Origin of the sequence: Nonomuraea sp. NPDC049269 (assembly GCF_043197155.1) — a bacterium.
Lineage (GTDB): Bacteria > Actinomycetota > Actinomycetes > Streptosporangiales > Streptosporangiaceae > Nonomuraea.
Genome location: NZ_JBICSO010000008.1, coordinates 268,831 through 286,103, shown reverse-complemented (window position 1 = coordinate 286,103; position 17,273 = coordinate 268,831). Strand labels below are relative to the sequence as shown.

17 protein-coding genes are annotated in these 17,273 nt (G+C 71.4%); 9 read left to right on the top strand and 8 right to left on the bottom strand.

All coding sequences use genetic code 11. The features are described from left to right. Positions 1-55 precede the first annotated feature (55 nt). Positions 56-475, bottom strand: coding sequence for a hypothetical protein (locus ACGFNP_RS40740; RefSeq protein WP_393328031.1), 420 nt, complete (start codon positions 473-475; stop codon positions 56-58). Between the two features lie 13 nt (positions 476-488). Next, positions 489-1,481, bottom strand: a complete 993-nt coding sequence (locus ACGFNP_RS40735; RefSeq protein ID WP_358323384.1) for a methionine synthase — start codon at positions 1,479-1,481, stop codon at positions 489-491. A 24-nt stretch (positions 1,482-1,505) separates the two neighbouring features. On the opposite strand from ACGFNP_RS40735, the gene ACGFNP_RS40730 reads away from it, so the two are divergent. Next, on the top strand, positions 1,506-2,138 hold the full coding sequence (locus ACGFNP_RS40730) for an MBL fold metallo-hydrolase (RefSeq protein ID WP_393328028.1): 633 nt from the start codon (positions 1,506-1,508) through the stop codon (positions 2,136-2,138). Between the two features lie 4 nt (positions 2,139-2,142). Here ACGFNP_RS40730 and mnmA read toward each other — a convergent pair whose 3' ends face one another. Beyond that, positions 2,143-3,210, bottom strand: a complete 1,068-nt coding sequence (gene mnmA, locus ACGFNP_RS40725) for a tRNA 2-thiouridine(34) synthase MnmA (protein ID WP_393328026.1) — start codon at positions 3,208-3,210, stop codon at positions 2,143-2,145. A 79-nt stretch (positions 3,211-3,289) separates the two neighbouring features. Here mnmA and ACGFNP_RS40720 point away from each other — a divergent pair, with 79 nt between their 5' ends. After that, positions 3,290-4,342 carry a DUF695 domain-containing protein gene (locus tag ACGFNP_RS40720; protein ID WP_393328023.1) on the top strand — a complete coding sequence of 351 codons (1,053 nt, stop codon included), beginning with the start codon at positions 3,290-3,292 and terminating at the stop codon, positions 4,340-4,342. A 6-nt stretch (positions 4,343-4,348) separates the two neighbouring features. On the opposite strand, the gene ACGFNP_RS40715 is transcribed toward ACGFNP_RS40720, so the two are convergent. Further along, positions 4,349-5,512, bottom strand: a complete 1,164-nt coding sequence (locus ACGFNP_RS40715) for a cysteine desulfurase family protein (protein ID WP_393328020.1) — start codon at positions 5,510-5,512, stop codon at positions 4,349-4,351. Positions 5,513-5,565: 53 nt separating this feature from the next. Here ACGFNP_RS40715 and ACGFNP_RS40710 point away from each other — a divergent pair, with 53 nt between their 5' ends. The 7 genes from ACGFNP_RS40710 (at position 5,566) to ACGFNP_RS40680 (ending at position 12,234) form a co-directional block, all read left to right on the top strand. After that, positions 5,566-6,072 (top strand): TetR/AcrR family transcriptional regulator, encoded by a 507-nt coding sequence (locus ACGFNP_RS40710; protein WP_358323399.1) that lies wholly within the window; start codon positions 5,566-5,568, stop codon positions 6,070-6,072. Between the two features lie 112 nt (positions 6,073-6,184). Next, positions 6,185-7,375 (top strand): MFS transporter, encoded by a 1,191-nt coding sequence (locus tag ACGFNP_RS40705; RefSeq protein WP_393328017.1) that lies wholly within the window; start codon positions 6,185-6,187, stop codon positions 7,373-7,375. A gap of 77 nt (positions 7,376-7,452) precedes the next feature. Then, the gene (locus ACGFNP_RS40700; protein ID WP_393328015.1) at positions 7,453-8,127 is read left to right on the top strand and encodes a rhomboid family intramembrane serine protease; all 675 of its coding nucleotides are present in this window, start codon (positions 7,453-7,455) and stop codon (positions 8,125-8,127) included. 257 nt (positions 8,128-8,384) lie between these two features. After that, positions 8,385-9,284: an ABC transporter ATP-binding protein gene (locus ACGFNP_RS40695; RefSeq protein ID WP_393328012.1), complete on the top strand. Its 900-nt coding sequence runs from the start codon at positions 8,385-8,387 to the stop codon at positions 9,282-9,284. Next, on the top strand, positions 9,281-10,048 hold the full coding sequence (locus tag ACGFNP_RS40690) for a hypothetical protein (protein ID WP_358323410.1): 768 nt from the start codon (positions 9,281-9,283) through the stop codon (positions 10,046-10,048). Before ACGFNP_RS40695 ends, ACGFNP_RS40690 begins: the two co-directional genes overlap by 4 nt. A gap of 57 nt (positions 10,049-10,105) precedes the next feature. Beyond that, entirely contained in the window at positions 10,106-10,813 is a 708-nt protein-coding gene (locus tag ACGFNP_RS40685) for a response regulator transcription factor (protein WP_393328009.1), read from the top strand. Between the two features lie 140 nt (positions 10,814-10,953). Continuing rightward, a complete protein-coding gene (locus ACGFNP_RS40680) occupies positions 10,954-12,234 on the top strand; it encodes an ATP-binding protein (protein ID WP_393328715.1) in 1,281 nt (426 codons plus the stop codon). 2 nt (positions 12,235-12,236) lie between these two features. Here the strand turns inward: ACGFNP_RS40680 and ACGFNP_RS40675 are convergent, their stop codons facing one another. The 4 genes from ACGFNP_RS40675 to ACGFNP_RS40660 form a co-directional block, all read right to left on the bottom strand. Next, positions 12,237-13,190 (bottom strand): electron transfer flavoprotein subunit alpha/FixB family protein, encoded by a 954-nt coding sequence (locus ACGFNP_RS40675; protein WP_393328007.1) that lies wholly within the window; start codon positions 13,188-13,190, stop codon positions 12,237-12,239. Between the two features lie 21 nt (positions 13,191-13,211). After that, on the bottom strand, positions 13,212-13,991 hold the full coding sequence (locus ACGFNP_RS40670) for an electron transfer flavoprotein subunit beta/FixA family protein (RefSeq protein WP_219531516.1): 780 nt from the start codon (positions 13,989-13,991) through the stop codon (positions 13,212-13,214). A 217-nt stretch (positions 13,992-14,208) separates the two neighbouring features. Next, entirely contained in the window at positions 14,209-15,432 is a 1,224-nt protein-coding gene (locus ACGFNP_RS40665) for a serine/threonine-protein kinase (RefSeq protein WP_393328005.1), read from the bottom strand. Positions 15,433-15,466: 34 nt separating this feature from the next. Continuing rightward, on the bottom strand, positions 15,467-17,266 hold the full coding sequence (locus ACGFNP_RS40660) for a serine/threonine-protein kinase (RefSeq protein WP_393328003.1): 1,800 nt from the start codon (positions 17,264-17,266) through the stop codon (positions 15,467-15,469). Positions 17,267-17,273: the final 7 nt, after the last annotated feature.

Sequence of the window (17,273 nt, the reverse complement as noted above, 5' to 3'; positions counted from 1 at the left end):
GCCGAGCACCGGCAACGGGCACCTTCCGCGGTGCCCGGTCGCGGCGTGAACGGGGTCAGCCGCCCTGGGACCAGACCCCGTCCCAGGACGAGCACTTGCCGGTGACCTTCGTGGCCGTGCCGCGGCAGACCCGGCCTTCGATGGAGAGCATGTAGCCGGTGGGGAAGGAGAACGCCAGCGGCTTGGTCCCCGAGCAGTTGTGGAAGGTCTTGGCGCCCCTGCCGCCGTTGTCCTTGACCCACCGGAACTTCAGCCACGAGCACCCGCTCCGGCCGGGGAAGTCGTAGAGCTTGCCGTTGATCGTGAACCCCGGCCGGTCGAGGACGACCTTGCCCTTGGCCTTGCCCGCCCGGTCGGTCGAGTAGATGGAGCCCCAGTTCCATGTCTCAGGGTTGGCAGCGGCCGCGGCCGGCGCGGCAAGGGACGCGGAGGAGATCAGGAGCGTGACGCCGACCGCCACAGTACGAAAGATCATAAAGTGAGGCTACTCAGCCGGATTGCAACCCGCTTGCCGGATCGTCGCGCAGCACCTGAGCGGCCTTGCGGCAGGCGGCGAGGGCGGCCCGCGCATAGCCGGGCGAGGCTCCGGCGAGCCCGCAGGCCGGGGTCAGCACGACCTGCCCGGCCAGCTTGTCGGGCGGGAAGCCGAGCCGCCGCCACAGGTCCAGCGCGGGCCTGGCGACGACACCGGCATCGGCCAGCCGGGTGTCGGTGCCCGGCACCACCCCGAGGAACAGCAGCAGCCCCGCCTCCAGCGCCTCCCCGAGCGCGTCGTCGTCCCGGCGGCTGAGCAGGGAGGCGTCCAGCGAGACGCCGCGGACACCGGCCGTACGGAGGAGGCGGAGGGGCACCGACGGCGCGCAGCAGTGCACGACCGGGTCGCCGAACAGGCGCAGCGACTCCGCCACCCGCCAGCCCTCCACGGGGGCCAGCCGCCCGAAGCCCGAGGCGGTCGGCACGGTGCCCGCGAGCACGCCGGGCAGGCCCGGCTCGTCGAGTTGCAGGACGATCTCGGTGACCCCGGGCAGGCGCCGCCGCACCTCCGCGACGTGGTCCTCGACGCCCTGGGCGAGCGAGGCGATCAGGTCGCGTACGGCTCCGGCGTCGGAGAGCATCTTGTCGCCGTACTTGAGCTCGATGGTGCCCGCCAGCGTCCACGGCCCGCAGACCTGCAGCTTGAGCGGCCCCGCGTAGTCGTGCCCGACCTCCTCCAGACCGTCGAGATCGCGTCTGAGATGGTCGACGGCCCGCTGGTGGTCGCGTCCCGGCCGGTCGGCCAGCCGCCATCCCGACGGCTGCACCTCCACCGCCAGGTCGACGAGCAGCCCAGCCGTCCGCCCCACCAGGTCGGCGCCTACGCCACGGGCCGGCAACTCAGGTAGGTACGGCAGGCTCGGCAATTCCCCGAACACCATCCGAAGCGCCTCGAAATGATCCTCACCCGGATGCGACCCAACCCCGGTGGCTTCCAACGTCGACATGGCACCAGCGTAGGCTCTGGAAACATGAAGCTGACCAAGCACGGCCACGCGTGCGTACGCCTGGAGAAGGACGGCAACGTCCTCGTCGTCGACCCCGGCACCTTCACCGAGGGCCCCGTGCTCGACGGTGCCGGCGCGGTGCTCATCACCCACGAGCACATGGACCACGTCGACGTCGAGCGGCTCAAGGCCGCCTCTCCCGACCTGGAGATCTGGACCTGCGAGGCGGTCGCCACCCAGTTGACGGAGGTGCCGGCGAAAGTACAGGTCGTACGGCATGGCGACGACTTCACGGCGGCGGGTTTCGCGGTGAAGGCGTTCGGTGAGTGGCATGCGAAGAACCACCCTGACGTGCCGATTGTGCAGAATGTCGGCTTCATGGTCGACGATGAGGTCTTCTACCCGGGTGACGCGCTGACCCTGCCGGGGGTCGAGGTGCCCACCCTCCTGGTGCCCACGAACGCTCCCTGGATGAAGCTGCTGGAGATGGTCGACTACCTGCGCGCGGTCCGGCCGGCCAGGGCGTACTCCACCCATGACGGGCTGCTCAACGACATCGGCCTCAGCCTGGTCGACAACTACCTGAAGCTGGAGTCCGACAAGCAGCACGCCGACATGCGACGACTCAAGGTCAGCGAGTCGGTCGAGCTGTCCTGAGGCGTCAGCCGGCTGCGGCGATGGTGGCCGAGCCGATGACGGTCTCGCCTGAGTACAGCACCGCCGCCTGTCCCGCCGCGACCCCTGTGGCGGGGCGGTCGAGGGTGATCCGCAGCCCCTCGCCGGTCTCCTCGAAGCGGCACCCGTAGACCTCGCCGTGGGCCCGCAACTGCACCTTCAGCTCGCCCAGCGCGACAGGCTCCGCCGGGCCGTTCCAGACCGGCCGACCGCAGGTGATCGAGGTGACCTCCAGCGCCGACCGCGGCCCCACCGTGACCGTGTTGGACACGGGCTCGATCGACAGCACGTAGCGCGGCCTGCCGTCGGCGGCGGGCCGGTCGATGTGCAGCCCCTTGCGCTGGCCGATCGTGAAGCCGTGGGCACCGTGGTGGTTGCCGACGACCTCGCCCTCCTGGTCGACGATCGGCCCTTCGGCCGCGCCGAGCCGCTTGGCCAGGAAGCCCCGGGTGTCGCCGTCGGCGATGAAGCAGATGTCGTGGCTGTCGGGCTTGTCGGCGACCGTCAGGCCCCGCCTGGCGGCCTCCTCGCGTACCTGGGCCTTGGTCGAGTCGCCCAGCGGGAAGATCGCGTGGCCGAGCTGCTCACGAGTGAGCACGCCCAGCACGTAGGACTGGTCCTTGCCCTGGTCGGCGCTCCTCGACAGCACGCCGTCCACCAGCCTGGCGTGGTGGCCGGTGGCGACCGCGTCGAAGCCCAGCGCCAGCGCCCGGTCGAGCACCGCCGAGAACTTGATCTTCTCGTTGCACCGCAGGCACGGATTGGGCGTGCGGCCCGCGGCGTACTCGGCCACGAAGTCCTCGACCACGTCGCGCTGGAAGCGCTCGGCCATGTCCCAGATGTAGAACGGGATGCCGATCACGTCGGCGGCGCGCCGCGCGTCGCGGGAGTCCTCGACCGTGCAGCAGCCCCTGGCCCCCGTGCGGTGGGACTGGGGGTTGGCCGACAGGGCCAGATGCACGCCAGTGACGTCGTGACCGGCCTCGGCGATCCGGGCGGCGGCCACGGCGGAGTCGACGCCGCCCGACATGGCGGCAAGCACACGCAATCCCATGACCATCCCAGCGTACTGTCCCGCCAAGGGTGCCCGGCCATCTGCACAAGCGGGGCCCGCGTCTGGGAGGATTCAGGCCATGCGACTGTTCGGGCGCAAGGACGACGAAGAAGAGCCCACCGAGCCGAGCGACGGCATCGCGCCGTTCTGGGCGTGGTGGGAGGAGACCAGGCTGCGGCTCGACTCGCTGGTGGCCGCCGGTGAGGCCGAGGGGCTGTCGGAATGGATCGCCCCGGCCGTGGCCGCGGTGCATCCCGACCTGGTCTGGGAGGTGGCTCCCGGCCGGAACGCGGCGCACGCGCTGGTCGTGACCGCCGCCGGCGACCCCGAGCTGCGCTCACTGGCGCACCGCTGGGTCAAGGGCGCGCCGCCCGCCGACCTGCTGTGGGAGTTCCATCCGTCACGCCAGGTCAACCCCCAGGCGCTGGAGCTCACGCTCGACGTGGGCGGTTTCGAGTTCGCGCTGGACAAGCTGATGCTGGGACTGCGGGTGCCGCCCAACTCACCGCGCGTGGACGTGGCCGCCTATCACCCGATCTTCGGCCAGCTCGACGAGGACACCCGGCTGGAGGCCACGCTGCTGGCCCTCGACTGGCTGCTCGGCGAGGACGACGTGGCGCGCTGGGTGGGCGAGATCACCCCGGCCACGTTCCAGCCGATCGACTCGGTCGCCGCCGTGCACCTGCCCGCCGTGGTGGCCGACCTGGCCTCCGGCTACGAAGAGGAGCAGTGGGCGCTGCTGGAGGGCCAGACGGCGGCGGGCGCGCCGCTGATCGCCACCGCCCGCTATCCGCTGCGGCCGGTCGACTATCCGCTCTTCGACCAGCACATCGCGATCACGCTGCCGTACGCGCATCGCGACGAGAACGGGCTGCCCGTCGGCGAGTCGCTGGCGGCGCTGCGCGACTTCGAGGAGCGGCTGGCGGCCCGGCTGCTCAAACTCCACGACGACGCGGTGCTGGCCGCGCACCTGAGCGCCGAGAGCCACCGGGTCATCCACATCTACGCCGACCCGACCGGCGACGCGGCGATCCACGCCAAGGAGCTGATCGTGAGCTGGGAGGAAGGCGAACCGCGGGTCGACGTGGCGACCGACCCCGCGTGGACCGCGGTGGTGGCCTTCATCAACTAGCCGCCGCTAGCTGAGTCCGGCGCGGCGGGCGCGTTCGACCGCCGCGGGCAGCACCTCGATCAGGCGGTCGACGTCGTCCTGGGTCGAGGTGTGGCCGAGCGAGAACCTGAGCGACCCCCTGGCCGCCGCCGCGTCGGCGCCCATCGCCAGCAGCACGTGGGAGGGCTGGGCCACCCCGGCCGAGCAGGCCGACCCGGTCGAGCACTCCACGCCCTTGGCGTCGAGCAGCATGAGCAGGGCGTCGCCCTCGCAGCCGGGGAAGGAGAAGTGGGCGTTTCCCGGCAGGCGGTCCACCGGGTCGCCGTTGAGCACCACGTCGGGGACCGCCTGGCGTACGCGCTGGATGAGGTCGTCCCGCAGCTCGGTCAGGCGGCGGCTCAGCTCCTGCTGCTCCTTGACCGCGACGCGGATCGCGGCGGCGAAGCCGGCGATGGCGGGCCCGTCGAGCGTGCCGGAGCGCACGTCGCGCTCTTGGCCGCCGCCGTGCATGACCGAGACCGGCGTCTGCCCTCGGGCCAGCAGCAGCGCGCCGACGCCCAGCGGGCCGCCGACCTTGTGCCCGGTCACCGTCAGCGCGTCGGCGCCCGAGTCGGCGAACGACACCGGCAGCTGCCCGACCGCCTGCACGGCGTCGGTGTGGAACGGGATGCCGCTGTCGTGCGCGATGGCGGCCAGGATGCGCACGGGCTGGACCGTGCCCACCTCGTTGTTGGCCCACATGACGCTGATCATGGCGACGTCGTCGGGGTCGCGGGCGATGGCGGCGCGCAGCGTGTCGGGATGCACCCGGCCGAGCTCGTCGACCTCCAGCAGCTCGACCTGCGCGCCCTGGCTGTCGGCCAGCCAATGGGCCGGGTCGAGCGCCGCGTGGTGCTCGACCGAGCTGATCAGCAGTCGCTTCCGCGGCCGGCGCGCCCAGTAGAGGCCCTTGACGGCAAGGTTGTCGGCTTCGGTGCCGCCCGAGGTGAACACGACCTCGCTCGGTCTGGCGCCCAGCGTGTCGGCGATCGTCTCGCGGGATTCCTCGACCACCCTGCGCACTCGGCGGCCGGTCGCGTGCAGCGATGACGCGTTTCCGACCAGGCCGAGTTGCTCCGTCATGGCCTCGATCGCCTCGGGAAGCATGGGCGTGGTCGCCGCGTGATCAAGGTAGGCCGACGGTCTGCTCACCAGGAAAGCGTATCCCCTTTGCCACTGTACCGTCCGGACGGTACAGTAGAGGCATGAGAAGGGACGAGCTCTTGGATGCGGCAGAGGATCTCCTCTGCGACCAGGGCTCGACCGCGCTGACCCTGTCCGCGGTGGCCGATCGGGCCGGCGTGAGCAAGGGTGGCCTCCTTTACCACTTCTCCTCCAAGGAAGCCCTGATCAAGGGCATGGTCGAGCGGCTGATCGACGATTTCGACGAGTTGATGGCCGCCCAGACCGGCGCCACCTACACCGAGCGCTACCTGGCGGCGACGCTGGAGGCCGTGCGCTCCAACCGGCTGCGACGATGGGCCGTGGTCACCGGGGCCTCGGGCAACATGTTCCTCCTCGCGCCGATACGCGAGGCGATGGCCCGCTGGCACAGCGAAGGCCTGGACGACGAGCCCGACCGGGTGGCGTCCCAGATCGTCCGGCTGGCCTGCGAGGGGCTCTGGGACGTGGCGAGCCACGATCCCGACCTCAACGCCGAGGGCGACCTGCGCGCCCTTGAGGCCCGCTGTCGCGCCCTTCTCAAACCCTAACCCCCTTACCCCCTTACCTTCCTTCGCCGCCCGGGCTCGCGTCATGAGCTCCGGGCCGCGTCGCGTGCCAACTAATGAGTGATTTGCGAGGTATATCCCTATGATCCGCGACTTGAGGATCGCCCGTTATGGGGCGGTTCTTACTTTTGTTCTGGCCGGGCTGCTGGTGGGCACGATGACCGTGCGCATCCCGGCGTTGACCGACAAGCTCGGCCTGTCCGAGTCGGCGGTCGGCGTGCTCCTGCTCGCGTGGGGCGTGGGCGCCTTGGTCACCATGCAGTCCATGCGCCGGATCATGGCCCGCGCGGGCAGCAAGACGATCCTGCGGATCGGCGGCCCGCTCACGGCGCTCGGCCTGGTGGGCGTGGCCTTCGCGCCGAACTTCCCGCTGCTGCTGGCCGCGTCCGTGTTCTTCGGCATGGCGTTCGGCATGGTGGACATCGCGATGAACGCGCAGGGCTCCACCGTGGAGCGGGCCTACGGGCGCCCGCTGCTGAACGGCATGCACGCCGGCTGGTGCGTGGGCGCGATCTCGGCGGGCGCCCTGGGCAGCCTGTCGATCGCCCTGGGCCTGTCGTTCACCGCCAACCTGGCGCTGGTCGGCCTGGTCTCGCTGCCGGTGACGGTCCTGCTGGGCCGCACCTACCTGCCCGAGGCCCCGGCCGCGCGGACCGCCACCAAGGCCGGACGCCGCCTGCCCCCGGTCGTCTACCTGCTCGGCGCCATCATGTTCTTCGCGTTCATGGTGGAGGGCACGGTCGCCGACTGGAACGGGTTGTTCATGCGTGACACCCTCGGCGCGCCGGAGGCGCTGGCCGCGCTCGGCTACCCCGTCTTCGAGGTGGGCATGCTGGTGGCCAGGCTCACCGGCGACCGGCTGGGGTCCAGGTTCGGGGTGCGCGGCATCATGACCGCCTCCGGCGTGGCCACCGCGGGGTTCTTCGCCGTCGTCCTGGTCGCGCCCGCGCCGCTGGTGGCGGTGGTGACGATGTTCTTCGTCGGCCTCGGCGTGGCCACGATCTCGCCGATGACGCTCTCGCTGGCCGGGACCGCCACCGACAACCCCGGTCCGGCGATCGCCCAGGCCGGTGCCATGGGCTACGCGGGACTGCTGCTCGGCCCCGTGGTGATCGGCTTCCTGACGGACGCCACGTCGCTGCGCGCCGCGCTCGGGATCGCCGTCGTGCTGGGTGTGGCGATCGCGGTGGCCGCCCGCTTCCTGCCACGTCAGGAGCCCATGTCGGTCACGGTCTGGCCGGCCGTCGAGGACGCGAGCAGGGAACCCGAGCCGGCCCACGCCTGACCCCGTGACATTTGTCCTAGTTGGGTGGCTTACATTCTGCACTGCCCCGATCCGCAAGTCAGTGAGAGGCTGAGCCCATGGTCAAACCGATCGCCACCGCCTCGGTCCTCGTCGTGACCGCCGTGCCGAGTGTCCTCCAGTTCTTCCTCCCCGGCCTGGAGCCCGCGCTCATGCGTGACCCGGCGGCCATCGACGCCGGGGAATGGTGGCGGCTGGCGACCTCTCTCGTCGTCCAGGACGGCGGCGTGTTGGGCACGCTGTTCAACCTGGTGTTCCTGGCGGTGCTCGGCTACCTCGCCGAGCGCTCTCTCGGGCCAGCCCGCTGGCTCATCCTGTACGGCGCGGGCGCCGTGGCCGGACAGGCGGCCGGATACCTGTTCAACGATCCAGGAGCCGGGAACTCGATCGCCCTGTGCGGCCTGGCGGCGGGCCTGGCCATCGCCTGCGAGGGATCGCTGGAGCGCTCCGTGGGCGCCTTCTACGCGGTGATGCTGGGCGCGTCCGCCCTCGCGCCGTCCGACGGCACCTGGAGCTGGGTGGTGACGGCGGCGCTCGCCGCGGCCGGGTTCCAGCTGGTGGTCCACCGGGAGCGGCTGCCCCTGTGGATCTTCCCCGTCGTCCTCGTGGCCGTCGGCGTCATGCTCGCCGCCCTCGCCGACCTCCATGGCGTGGCCCTGCTGGGTGGCATGATCGCGGCCTGGGCTCTGACCGTAAAGTCCCGTTCGACCTCACGGCCTACGTCGCTCGCGTAAAGAACGGGCCCGGCACCCCCTACGGGGAGCAGCAGTTTCACGCGCTCATGTCCGAGAACGGGGTGATCCCGTGGTCACTCGGCCAGGCCCGGGAGCTGGCGATGCGGATCCGGGAGGCGCTCGCCGGGGCGTGAGCTGGAAGTTCTCTGTGGATCTCGGCCGAGCCTCGTGGCAATCCGCTGCTCGGGGGCTCGGGCTCACAGAAACCTCACAGATCTCCTCAGAAGCCCTCCATCCCGGCGTACGACGCTGGCCGCATGATCCAGCTCAACGGACTGACGAAACGCTACGGCGAGGTGCTCGCCGTGGACGACCTCACCTTCACCGTACGACCGGGCCTGGTCACCGGCTTCCTCGGCCCGAACGGCGCGGGCAAATCCACCACGATGCGGATGATCATCGGCCTCGACCGGCCCACCTCGGGCTCGGTCACCGTCAACGGGCGGGCCTACCGCGACCTGCCCCAGCCACTGCGGGAGGTGGGGGCGCTGCTGGAGGCGCAGGCCGTGCACCCGCACCGCAGCGCCTACAACCACCTGCGCTACCTGGCGCAGACCAACGGGATCCACGACCGGCGCGTGGCCGAGGTGCTCGACCTGGTCGGGCTCACGGACGCGGCCGGGCGGCGGGCGGGGGTGTTCTCCCTGGGCATGAGCCAGCGGCTCGGCATCGCCGCCGCCCTGCTCGGCGACCCGCCGGTGCTGCTGTTCGACGAGCCGGTGAACGGGCTGGACCCCGAGGGCGTCCTGTGGATCCGCACGCTGATGCGCGGGCTGGCCGCCGAAGGGCGCACGGTGCTGGTCTCCAGCCACCTGATGGGCGAGATGGCGCTGACGGCCGACCGGCTGGTGGTCATCGGCAAGGGCAGGCTCATCGCCGACGCGGAGACCGCGACCTTCACTGACACCGGCGAGGGAGTGCTCGTCCGTACACCTGAGGACGTCATGTTCACCCGGCTGCTGCTGCTGGCCGGAGCCCGGGTGCGGGCGGGCCTCGACGGCGAGCTGATCGTGACCGGCCTGACCGCGCCCGACATCGGGCGGCTGGCCGCCACCGAGGGCGTGCCCCTGTTCGAGCTCGCCCCGCGCCGCACCAGCCTGGAGGAGGCCTTCATGGAGCTCACCCGTGACAGCGTCGAGTACGGAGCGGCCCGATGACCGCCGCGGGCGTGCTGCGCGCCGAATGGACCAAGTTCGCCACCATCCGCTCGACGACGGTCCTCTCCGCGGCGATCGTCGCGATCTCGACCATGTTCGGCTGGCTGTTCGGCACCGCGAGCGCCAACCAGTACGCCGCCGCCTCGGCACAGGACCGGCTGGACTTCGACCCGATGTCCCCGGCCACGCGGGGCCTGTTCATCGTGCAGTTGCTGGTCGCGGGGCTGGGCGCGCTGGTGGCCTCGTCCGAGTACGGCTCGCGCACGATCCGGGCGAGCGCCGCGGCCGTGGGCCGGCGGCGCCTGCTGACCGCCAAGGCCGGGATGACCCTGCTGGCCGCACTGCCGGTGAGCGTGGCGGCCGTGTGGCTGATGGTCCTGACCTGCATGGCGACGCTTTCCGCTCGCGGGGCGCCGGCCATCTGGTTCGGCGACGCCGCCGTCGTCCGCGTCCTGACGCTCGGCCCGCTCGTGCTCACGCTGCTGGCGCTCTTCGGCCTGGCGCTCGGCTTCCTGATGCGGGCCACAGCCGCCGCGGTGAACGTCAGCACCGCCTTCCTGCTGCTCCCGATCTTCGCCGGGTCCTCTCCCGGCTGGCTGCGCGAGCTCCTCGGCATCTACTGGCCGAACGTGGCGGCCTTCTCGGCCGCCTCGGGTCAGGCGGACGCCGGTCTTCCCCCCTGGGCCGGGTTCGGGATCCTCATCGGGTTCACGGCGGTGATGCTGGGCGTCGCGTTCGTGAAGTTCGAGTCCCGTGATCTCTGAGCGCACGGCTCGTACGGACTCATAAGCTCAAAACGGTCAGGACAGGGAGGGCGTCAGTTGCGTGACGGCGAACGGCTGCTCGTAGTCGACGACGAACCCACCGTCAGGGAGCTGCTCTCGGCCACCCTGCGCTTCGCGGGCTTCACCGTGAGCTCGGCCGAGAGCGGCGTGCAGGCGCTGGAGTCGGCCGGACTCGACCCGCCCGATCTGGTCCTGCTCGATGTGATGCTGCCTGATCTCGATGGGTTCGAGGTCATCCGCCAGCTCAGGATGCTGCCCCGGGGCGAGGGCCGGCCGGGGCCGGTGCCGGTGCTGTTCCTGACGGCCCGCGACGCCACGGCCGACAAGATCAACGGGTTGCGCCTGGGCGGCGACGACTACGTGACCAAGCCGTTCGACCTGGAGGAGCTCCTGGCCCGCATCAGGGCCATACTCCGGCGCACCGGCGCGGCCCCCGGCGCCGGCACGCTGCGTGTGGCCGACCTCGAAGTCGATCCCGAGGGCCACCAGGTGACCAGGGCGGGCCAGGCCGTACGGCTGTCACCGACGGAGTTCAGGCTGCTGCTCCACCTGGTGCTCAACGCCGGGCGGGTGCTGTCCAAGGCGCAGATCCTCGAACACGTCTGGCGCTACGACTTCGCCGGGGACTCCAGCATCGTCGACACCTATGTCAGCTACCTGCGCCGCAAGGTGGACACCGGGGACACGAAGCTGATCCACACCGTCCACGGCGTCGGATACGTGCTGCGCAGGCCCAAACAGTGATCGGGCGCCTGTCCCTGCGGCTCAGGCTGCTGGCCATCACGGTGGCGCTGCTGGTCGCCGGGCTGGTGGTGATCAGTTCCGTGGTCGTGCAACAGCTGGAATCCCAGCTTCTGACCAGGATCGACGAGAAGCTGGCGCCCATGGGCGCCGCCCTGTCCGTGATCCCGCCCGAGCTGGCCGAACGGCTGCGACAGGGGTCGGCCGGCAACCCCGCGGCGCAGTTGGACCTCTTCGGGCAGGGCTACGCGGCCTACCTGTCCGCCGACGGCACGATCCTGCGGGAGCTGAGCACCGTACCCGGCCCCCGGCTGCCTCGGCTGGACTCCGCGGCCGTCGCCGCCCACGCGAAGCGGCCGTTCACCGTGAGTGGTGCCGATGGCGTGGATTGGCGGGCGGTCGCGCTGCCCAAGGCGAAACCGGACGGCTCCGGTCACGCCAGTGTGGTCGTGACGGTCTCGCTCGACGCCATGGACGCGACGATCGGCCGGGTGCGGTTCGCCTGTCTCGTCGCGGGATCGGTGCTGCTGGCCGTACTGGCGCTCATCGGAAGTGTGGCGATCCGGGCGGGGCTCGCGCCGCTGCGGCGCGTGGAGGAGACCGCGGCGGCGATCGCCGGCGGTGACCTGACCAGGCGGGTGCCGTACCTGGCCATGCCGGGGACGGAAATCGGGCGGCTCGCGCACGCGCTGAACGGCATGCTCGCCCAGATCGAGCAGGGGTTCGCCGCCCGCGCGGAGTCCGAGGCCCGCATGCGCGGGTTCGTCGCCGATGTCAGTCACGAGCTGCGCACGCCGCTGTTCGGCATCAAGGGGTTCTCGGAGCTGTACCGGATGGGCGGCACGGACGCCGAGGCGGCGCTGGCCCGCATCGAGAGCGAGTCCGGGCGCCTGGCCCGGCTGGTGGACGACCTGCTGCTGCTCGCCTACGTCGATGAACCCGAGAGGCTCGATCTGACCCCCATGGACCTGCGTACGCTGGCCGCCGACGCGCGGCACGACTTCGCCGCGCTGGACCCGGCCAGGCCGATCGCGTTCACCGGGCCCGGCGACGGACCCGCGGCGAGCGCTCCGGTGCTGGGCGACGAGGCCAGGCTGCGGCAGGTGGTCAGCAACCTCGTCGGCAACGCCGTCACCCACACGCCCGCGGGCTCCCCGGTCAGGATCGGCGTCGGCACCGTGGGCGAACAGGCGGTGCTGGTCATCGAGGACGAGGGGCCGGGGCTCAGCGCCGAGGAGTCGGCCCGCGTCTTCGACCGCTTCTACCGCGCCGACGGCTCCAGGGCCAGGTCCACCGGCGGGGCGGGACTCGGCCTGGCCATCGTGCGCTCCATCGTCGCCGCCCACGGGGGTCGCGTGGAGGTCCGCTCCGCGCCGGGGCGGGGAGCGGCCTTCCACGTCCTGCTCCCCGCCATCGACCCGTGAACCTACTTGCGCTTGGTGACCTCTTCGGTGAGCTGTGGCACGACCTGGTGCAGGTCGCCCACGACGCCGTAGTCGGCGAGCTCGAAGATCGGCGCCTCCGGGTCCTTGTTGATCGCGACGATGGTCTTCGCGGTCTGCATCCCGGCCCGGTGCTGGATCGCACCGGAGATGCCGGCCGCGATGTAGAGCTGCGGCGACACCGTCTTGCCCGTCTGGCCCACCTGGAACTGGTGCGGGTACCAGCCGGCGTCCGTGGCGGCGCGCGAGGCGCCCACGGCCGCGCCCAGGGCGTCGGCCAGGCCCTCGATGACCGAGAAGTTCTCGGCCGAGCCGACACCACGGCCACCGGAGACCACGATCGCGGCCTCGGTCAGCTCAGGGCGCGCGCCCTTCTCCTGCTTCACCCGGTCGAGGACGCGGGCGGCCCTGGCGGACTCGGTCAGCGTGATCGACACCTGCTCCTCGGTGCCCGCCCCCGCGGCAGCCTCGGGGGCCGTCGAGTTCGGGCGGACGGCGATGATCGGCGTGCCCTTGCTCACCTTCGAGCGGACGTTGACGCCGCCGCCGAAGATGGACTGGTCGGCCACGAAGCCCTCGCCCAGGCCCACGGCGTCGGTGATGACGCCCGAGCCGGTCTTGACCGCGAGCCGGCCGGCGACCTCCTTGCCCTCGGTCGTGGCGGCCACCAGCACCGCGGCGGGCGACTTGTCCGCCACCAGGTGGGCGAGCAGCTCGGCCTTAGGCGCGACGACATAGTCCACGATCTCGTCGGCACCGGCGACGTAGATCTTGTCAGCACCGTATTCGGCGAGCCTGGCCTTGGCGCCGTCGGTGATGCCGGGGCCGGCCCAGACGGCGGCCGGCGTGCCGAGCGAGCGGGCCAGAGTCAGCAGTTCGAGCGTGACCTTCTTGACCTCTCCGTCGACGTGCTCGACGAGAACGAGAATCTCCGACATATCAGCTGTTCTCTCCCGGGCTCAGATGAACTTCTTGGACGCGAGGAAGTCGGCGGCCTTGGAGCCCCCGTCGCCCTCGTCCTTGACGATCGTGCCGGCCGCGCGCGGCGGGGCCGCGGCGAAGTCGACGACCTCGGACCAGGCCGCGCCCAGGCCGACCTGGTCGGCCGCGATCTCCGCGTCGGCGATGGCCAGCGTCTCGACCGGCTTCTTCTTGGCCGCCATGATGCCCTTGAAGGAGGGGTAGCGCGGGTCGTTGATCTTCTCCACCACGGACACGACGGCGGGCAGCTCGGCCGCGACCTTGTCGAACCCGTAGTCGGTGATCCGCTCGATCACGATCTGCGAGCCCTCGACCTCGACCTTCTTGGCCAGCGTGAGCTGCGGCGCGTCCAGGCGCTCGGCCAGCATCGCGGCCAGCACGCCCGTACGCGCGTCGGTCGACTCCGAGCCCAGGATGACCAGGTCGAACCCGATCTTCTTGAGCACCTGCGCCATCGCGTAGGAGGTCGACAGGGCGTCGGAGCCGTGCAGCGCGTCGTCCGTCAGGTGGACGGCCTTGTCGGCGCCCATGGCCAGGGCCTTACGGATGGTCTCGGTGGCCCGGCTCGGCCCCATGGTGAGAACGGTCACCTCACCGCCGTGGGCTTCCTTGAGCTTCAGGGCCTCCTCGACCGCATACTCGTCAAGCTCGTTCACCACGCCGTCGACGGCGTCACGGTCGAGCGTCTTGTCATCGGACCGGAGCTTGCGCTCGGTCGCCGTGTCGGGGACCTGCTTCACGCAGACGACGATGTTCATGGCCGGTGGACGACCTCCCGTGTTCGCGTACGCCGTCGCTCGGTGCGACTGGCGCCTGATGCATGCTGACAGACTGCCAGGTGCCCTATGAGGGCGGTGACAGGGGGTGGACTCCCTCTGCCTTGCCGCCATGTTACCCATGAGTAGCTTAGCTGCAAGCGCGAGGCTTGCGACAAAGCATCCACCACCCTACCGAACTTTATTCCGTTACCTGAGTTCAGGCCGACAGCAGGAAGACGATCCCGACCACCAGCGCCGTCCCGGCGAACAGCGCGAGCGTGAACGTACTGAAGAACGTGCTCAGCCCCAGGCAGAGCCCCGCGGCCCCGAGCATCGTCGCGAAATCGTAAATGATCCGGCTCGTCCTGAAGAGGCCGCGCGATAACAGCGCCACCCCCGCGTCGACCACGGCCACCAGCGCGTACGCGGCCAGCAGGAACAGCGCCACCTCCGGCAGCGGCTCCCGCGCGGCGGCGGCCAGCAGCGCCACGAACAGCCCGGAGCCGATCAGCCAGCGCCTGCGTACCGTCTCCCGGTGCCGGGCCCTGGACTCCTCGACCGGTGGACGGAGCCGCTCCTGGCCCGGCCGCCATTCGCGGGTCTCCAGGTCCTTCGTGTCGCCCTGCCGGGAGCGCAGGGCGGTAGCCGCGGGCGGGCGGGCGTGGTGGGCGCGAGGGATCTCGACGCCCAGCCGGGCGCAGATCTGCGCGGCCGTCGGCCGCGCGGCCGGGTCGATGGCCAGGCACTCGTGCAGCAGCGGGGCCAGCCAGTCCGGCGCCCCCTCCAGGTCGGCGTCGTGGTGCACGACGCGGTAGGCGACCGCCGACGCCGGCCCCTGCCCGTACGGCTGGCGTCCCGTGGCCGCGTAGGCCAGCGTGGCCCCGAAGGAGAACACGTCGGCCGCCATCCCCGACTCTTTGCCCTCCAGCACCTCGGGCGCCAGATAGCCGGGCGTGCCCACCACGGCTCCCGAGGCCGTCACCGAGAGCGAGTCGAGCGCGCTGGCGATGCCGAAGTCGATGACGACCGGCTCGCCCTCGGCCATCATCACGTTGGCCGGCTTCAGATCCCGGTGCACGACCCCCGCCTCGTGCATGGCCAGCAGCGCGTCGGCCAGCCCGGAGGCCAGCAGCCGCAGCTCGGCCACCGGCGTGGGGACCGCGCTGAGCGGCCTGCCCTGGACGTAGCGGGTCACCAGATAGGGCTCGGCCACGTCGAGAGAGGCGTCGAGCACCTCGGCCACGTGCGGCCCGCCCACCAGCCGCATGGTCTCCACCTCGCGGGCCAGCCGGGCCAGCGCGCCGCTGTCGGCCGTCACGTGCGGGTGCAGAACCTTGACCGCGACCGTACGGCCCTCGGGGTCGAGTGCCAGGTGCACCACGCCGAACCCGCCCGCTCCGAGCCGGGAGAGTAACTGATACGGGCCCAGCTTCTGGCTCATACCCCTGTTCTCCCCCCGGAGCGGGCCAAGACACTTACGACCAGGGTGACAGGAATCCCATTCCCATGCCGTTGAGCAGACTGTCGATCAGGCCGGTGATCAACCCCATCGTGCTGTGCCGCGCCTGGCTGGTCAGCTCGTCGATCACCGTCTCCGGAGCCCGCCAGGGCACCCACGACGGGTTCTGGCCCATCGCGAACATCACCGCGAGCAGCGCGGCCGTACCGACGACCAGGGCGGCGACCAGGGCCGCGCCGGGAGTGCGCAGAATGCCGGTGAGCGAGCGCGTGACCGCCTTGCGCGGCGCGCCGCCGCCCGGCAGCACGAACAGCCCGGCCGAGAAGGCGCCCGCGCCGTACGCGGCGGCGTCGTTGACGCTCATCCCACCGCCCCAGCGCAGCACGCCCCAGACGCAGACACCGAACATCAGCGCCAGCGGCACGTGGACCAGCGTCACGAGCGCGGCCTTGACCAGCGCCCACGGTGTGCCGACCAGGACGAGCAGCGGGTCGGCCGCACTGCTCCCGCGCACCTGCCGGCGCTTGACCATGTCGCCGAAGAGGTATTCGCCGACCCGCAGCACCAGCGCCAGCGCGACGGCCACCGCGCTCACCGCGACGGGCAACATGACCGCCAGCGCGGTCAGCGTGACCAGCAGCAGCAGGCCGACGAACTGGCTGCCGACCAGATAGCGCTTGCGCTCGGCCGGCGGCGCGGGCGAGTAAGGGGGCGGCTGCTGGGGCGGCCGCGCCCGCTGACCCGCCTGGGTGGGCTGGTAGGCGGGCGGATGGGTGGGCGGCGCCGGGTAGCCGGCGACCCGCTGGTCGACGCGCGGGGCCGGGTGCCTGTCCGGCATCGGCGCCGGGACGTAGGGCGGCGGCTTCTCCTCGCGCGGCGGCGCGGGCGCCGGCGCGGGCGGGCTGCCGTACGTGACCGGCGGCAGCACGTCGGCGTAGTTGTCCATGACCCGCGTCCGGTTGCCCATCCGCTTGGTGCCGGTCGGCCCGTCGGACGGCGTCTCGTGGAAGGAGGTCACCGTCGGGTCCAGCGACCTGGCCATCCGCAGGAGTTCCTGGGCGCTGGGCCGGGCGCCGGGCTCGACGCGCAGTGCGCGGCTCAGCCAGCCGCGCAGCCAGGCGGGCGCCTTGTCGATCTGCGCGCGCCCTTCCATGATGTTGAAGCAGACCGCCTCGAAGGTGCCCGTGCCGAACGGCGGCGCGCCCGTCGCGGCGAAGAACACCGTGGAGGCCAGCGCGTGCACGTCGGCCGCCTGGGTGATCTCCGAGTCGCGGATGATCTCGGGCGCCAGGTAGCCGGGCGTGCCGACGAACATCCCCGTCTGGGTCAGCCTGGTGGCGTTGACCAGGTGCGCGATGCCGAAGTCGATGACCAGCGGCTCGCCGTTGACCAGCATGACGTTGGACGGCTTGAAGTCGCGGTGGATCACCTCGGCCGCGTGGATGGCCACCAGCGCCTGGCACAGGCCCTGGGTCAGCCTGATGATCTGCCGCGCCTCCAGCGCGCCCTCCGCCAGCACGGTCTCCTCGAGCGTGCGGCCGGGCGCGAAGCGGGTCACGACGTACGGCTGGCCGCCGACGAGCTCGGCGTCGACCACTTCGGCCACGTACGGGCTGCGTACCCGGCGCATGGTCTCGACCTCGCGCGTCAGCCGGTCACGAGCCTTCAGGTCGGCCGCCACGTGCGGGTGCAGCACCTTGATGGCCACCTCGCGGCCCTCGGAGTCGAGGCCCAGGTGGACCACGCCCATGCCGCCCTCGCCGATCTTCCTGACCAGCCGATAGGGGCCAAGACGTTCCGGTGCCTGGGTGCTCATCGCCACC

What these genes read in the sequence shown, in the direction of transcription:
- ACGFNP_RS40675 (WP_393328007.1), bottom strand. Translation starts at nt 13,190, where the DNA reads ATGTCGGAGATTCTCGTTCTCGTCGAGCACGTCGACGGAGAGGTCAAG.
- ACGFNP_RS40695 (WP_393328012.1), top strand. Translation starts at nt 8,385, where the DNA reads ATGATCCAGCTCAACGGACTGACGAAACGCTACGGCGAGGTGCTCGCC.
- ACGFNP_RS40690 (WP_358323410.1), top strand. Translation starts at nt 9,281, where the DNA reads ATGACCGCCGCGGGCGTGCTGCGCGCCGAATGGACCAAGTTCGCCACC.
- mnmA (WP_393328026.1), bottom strand. Translation starts at nt 3,210, where the DNA reads ATGGGATTGCGTGTGCTTGCCGCCATGTCGGGCGGCGTCGACTCCGCC.
- ACGFNP_RS40680 (WP_393328715.1), top strand. Translation starts at nt 10,954, where the DNA reads ATGGGCGCCGCCCTGTCCGTGATCCCGCCCGAGCTGGCCGAACGGCTG.
- ACGFNP_RS40730 (WP_393328028.1), top strand. Translation starts at nt 1,506, where the DNA reads ATGAAGCTGACCAAGCACGGCCACGCGTGCGTACGCCTGGAGAAGGAC.
- ACGFNP_RS40740 (WP_393328031.1), bottom strand. Translation starts at nt 475, where the DNA reads ATGATCTTTCGTACTGTGGCGGTCGGCGTCACGCTCCTGATCTCCTCC.
- ACGFNP_RS40735 (WP_358323384.1), bottom strand. Translation starts at nt 1,481, where the DNA reads ATGTCGACGTTGGAAGCCACCGGGGTTGGGTCGCATCCGGGTGAGGAT.
- ACGFNP_RS40710 (WP_358323399.1), top strand. Translation starts at nt 5,566, where the DNA reads ATGAGAAGGGACGAGCTCTTGGATGCGGCAGAGGATCTCCTCTGCGAC.
- ACGFNP_RS40665 (WP_393328005.1), bottom strand. Translation starts at nt 15,432, where the DNA reads ATGAGCCAGAAGCTGGGCCCGTATCAGTTACTCTCCCGGCTCGGAGCG.
- ACGFNP_RS40720 (WP_393328023.1), top strand. Translation starts at nt 3,290, where the DNA reads ATGCGACTGTTCGGGCGCAAGGACGACGAAGAAGAGCCCACCGAGCCG.
- ACGFNP_RS40670 (WP_219531516.1), bottom strand. Translation starts at nt 13,991, where the DNA reads ATGAACATCGTCGTCTGCGTGAAGCAGGTCCCCGACACGGCGACCGAG.
- ACGFNP_RS40700 (WP_393328015.1), top strand. Translation starts at nt 7,453, where the DNA reads ATGGTCAAACCGATCGCCACCGCCTCGGTCCTCGTCGTGACCGCCGTG.
- ACGFNP_RS40660 (WP_393328003.1), bottom strand. Translation starts at nt 17,266, where the DNA reads ATGAGCACCCAGGCACCGGAACGTCTTGGCCCCTATCGGCTGGTCAGG.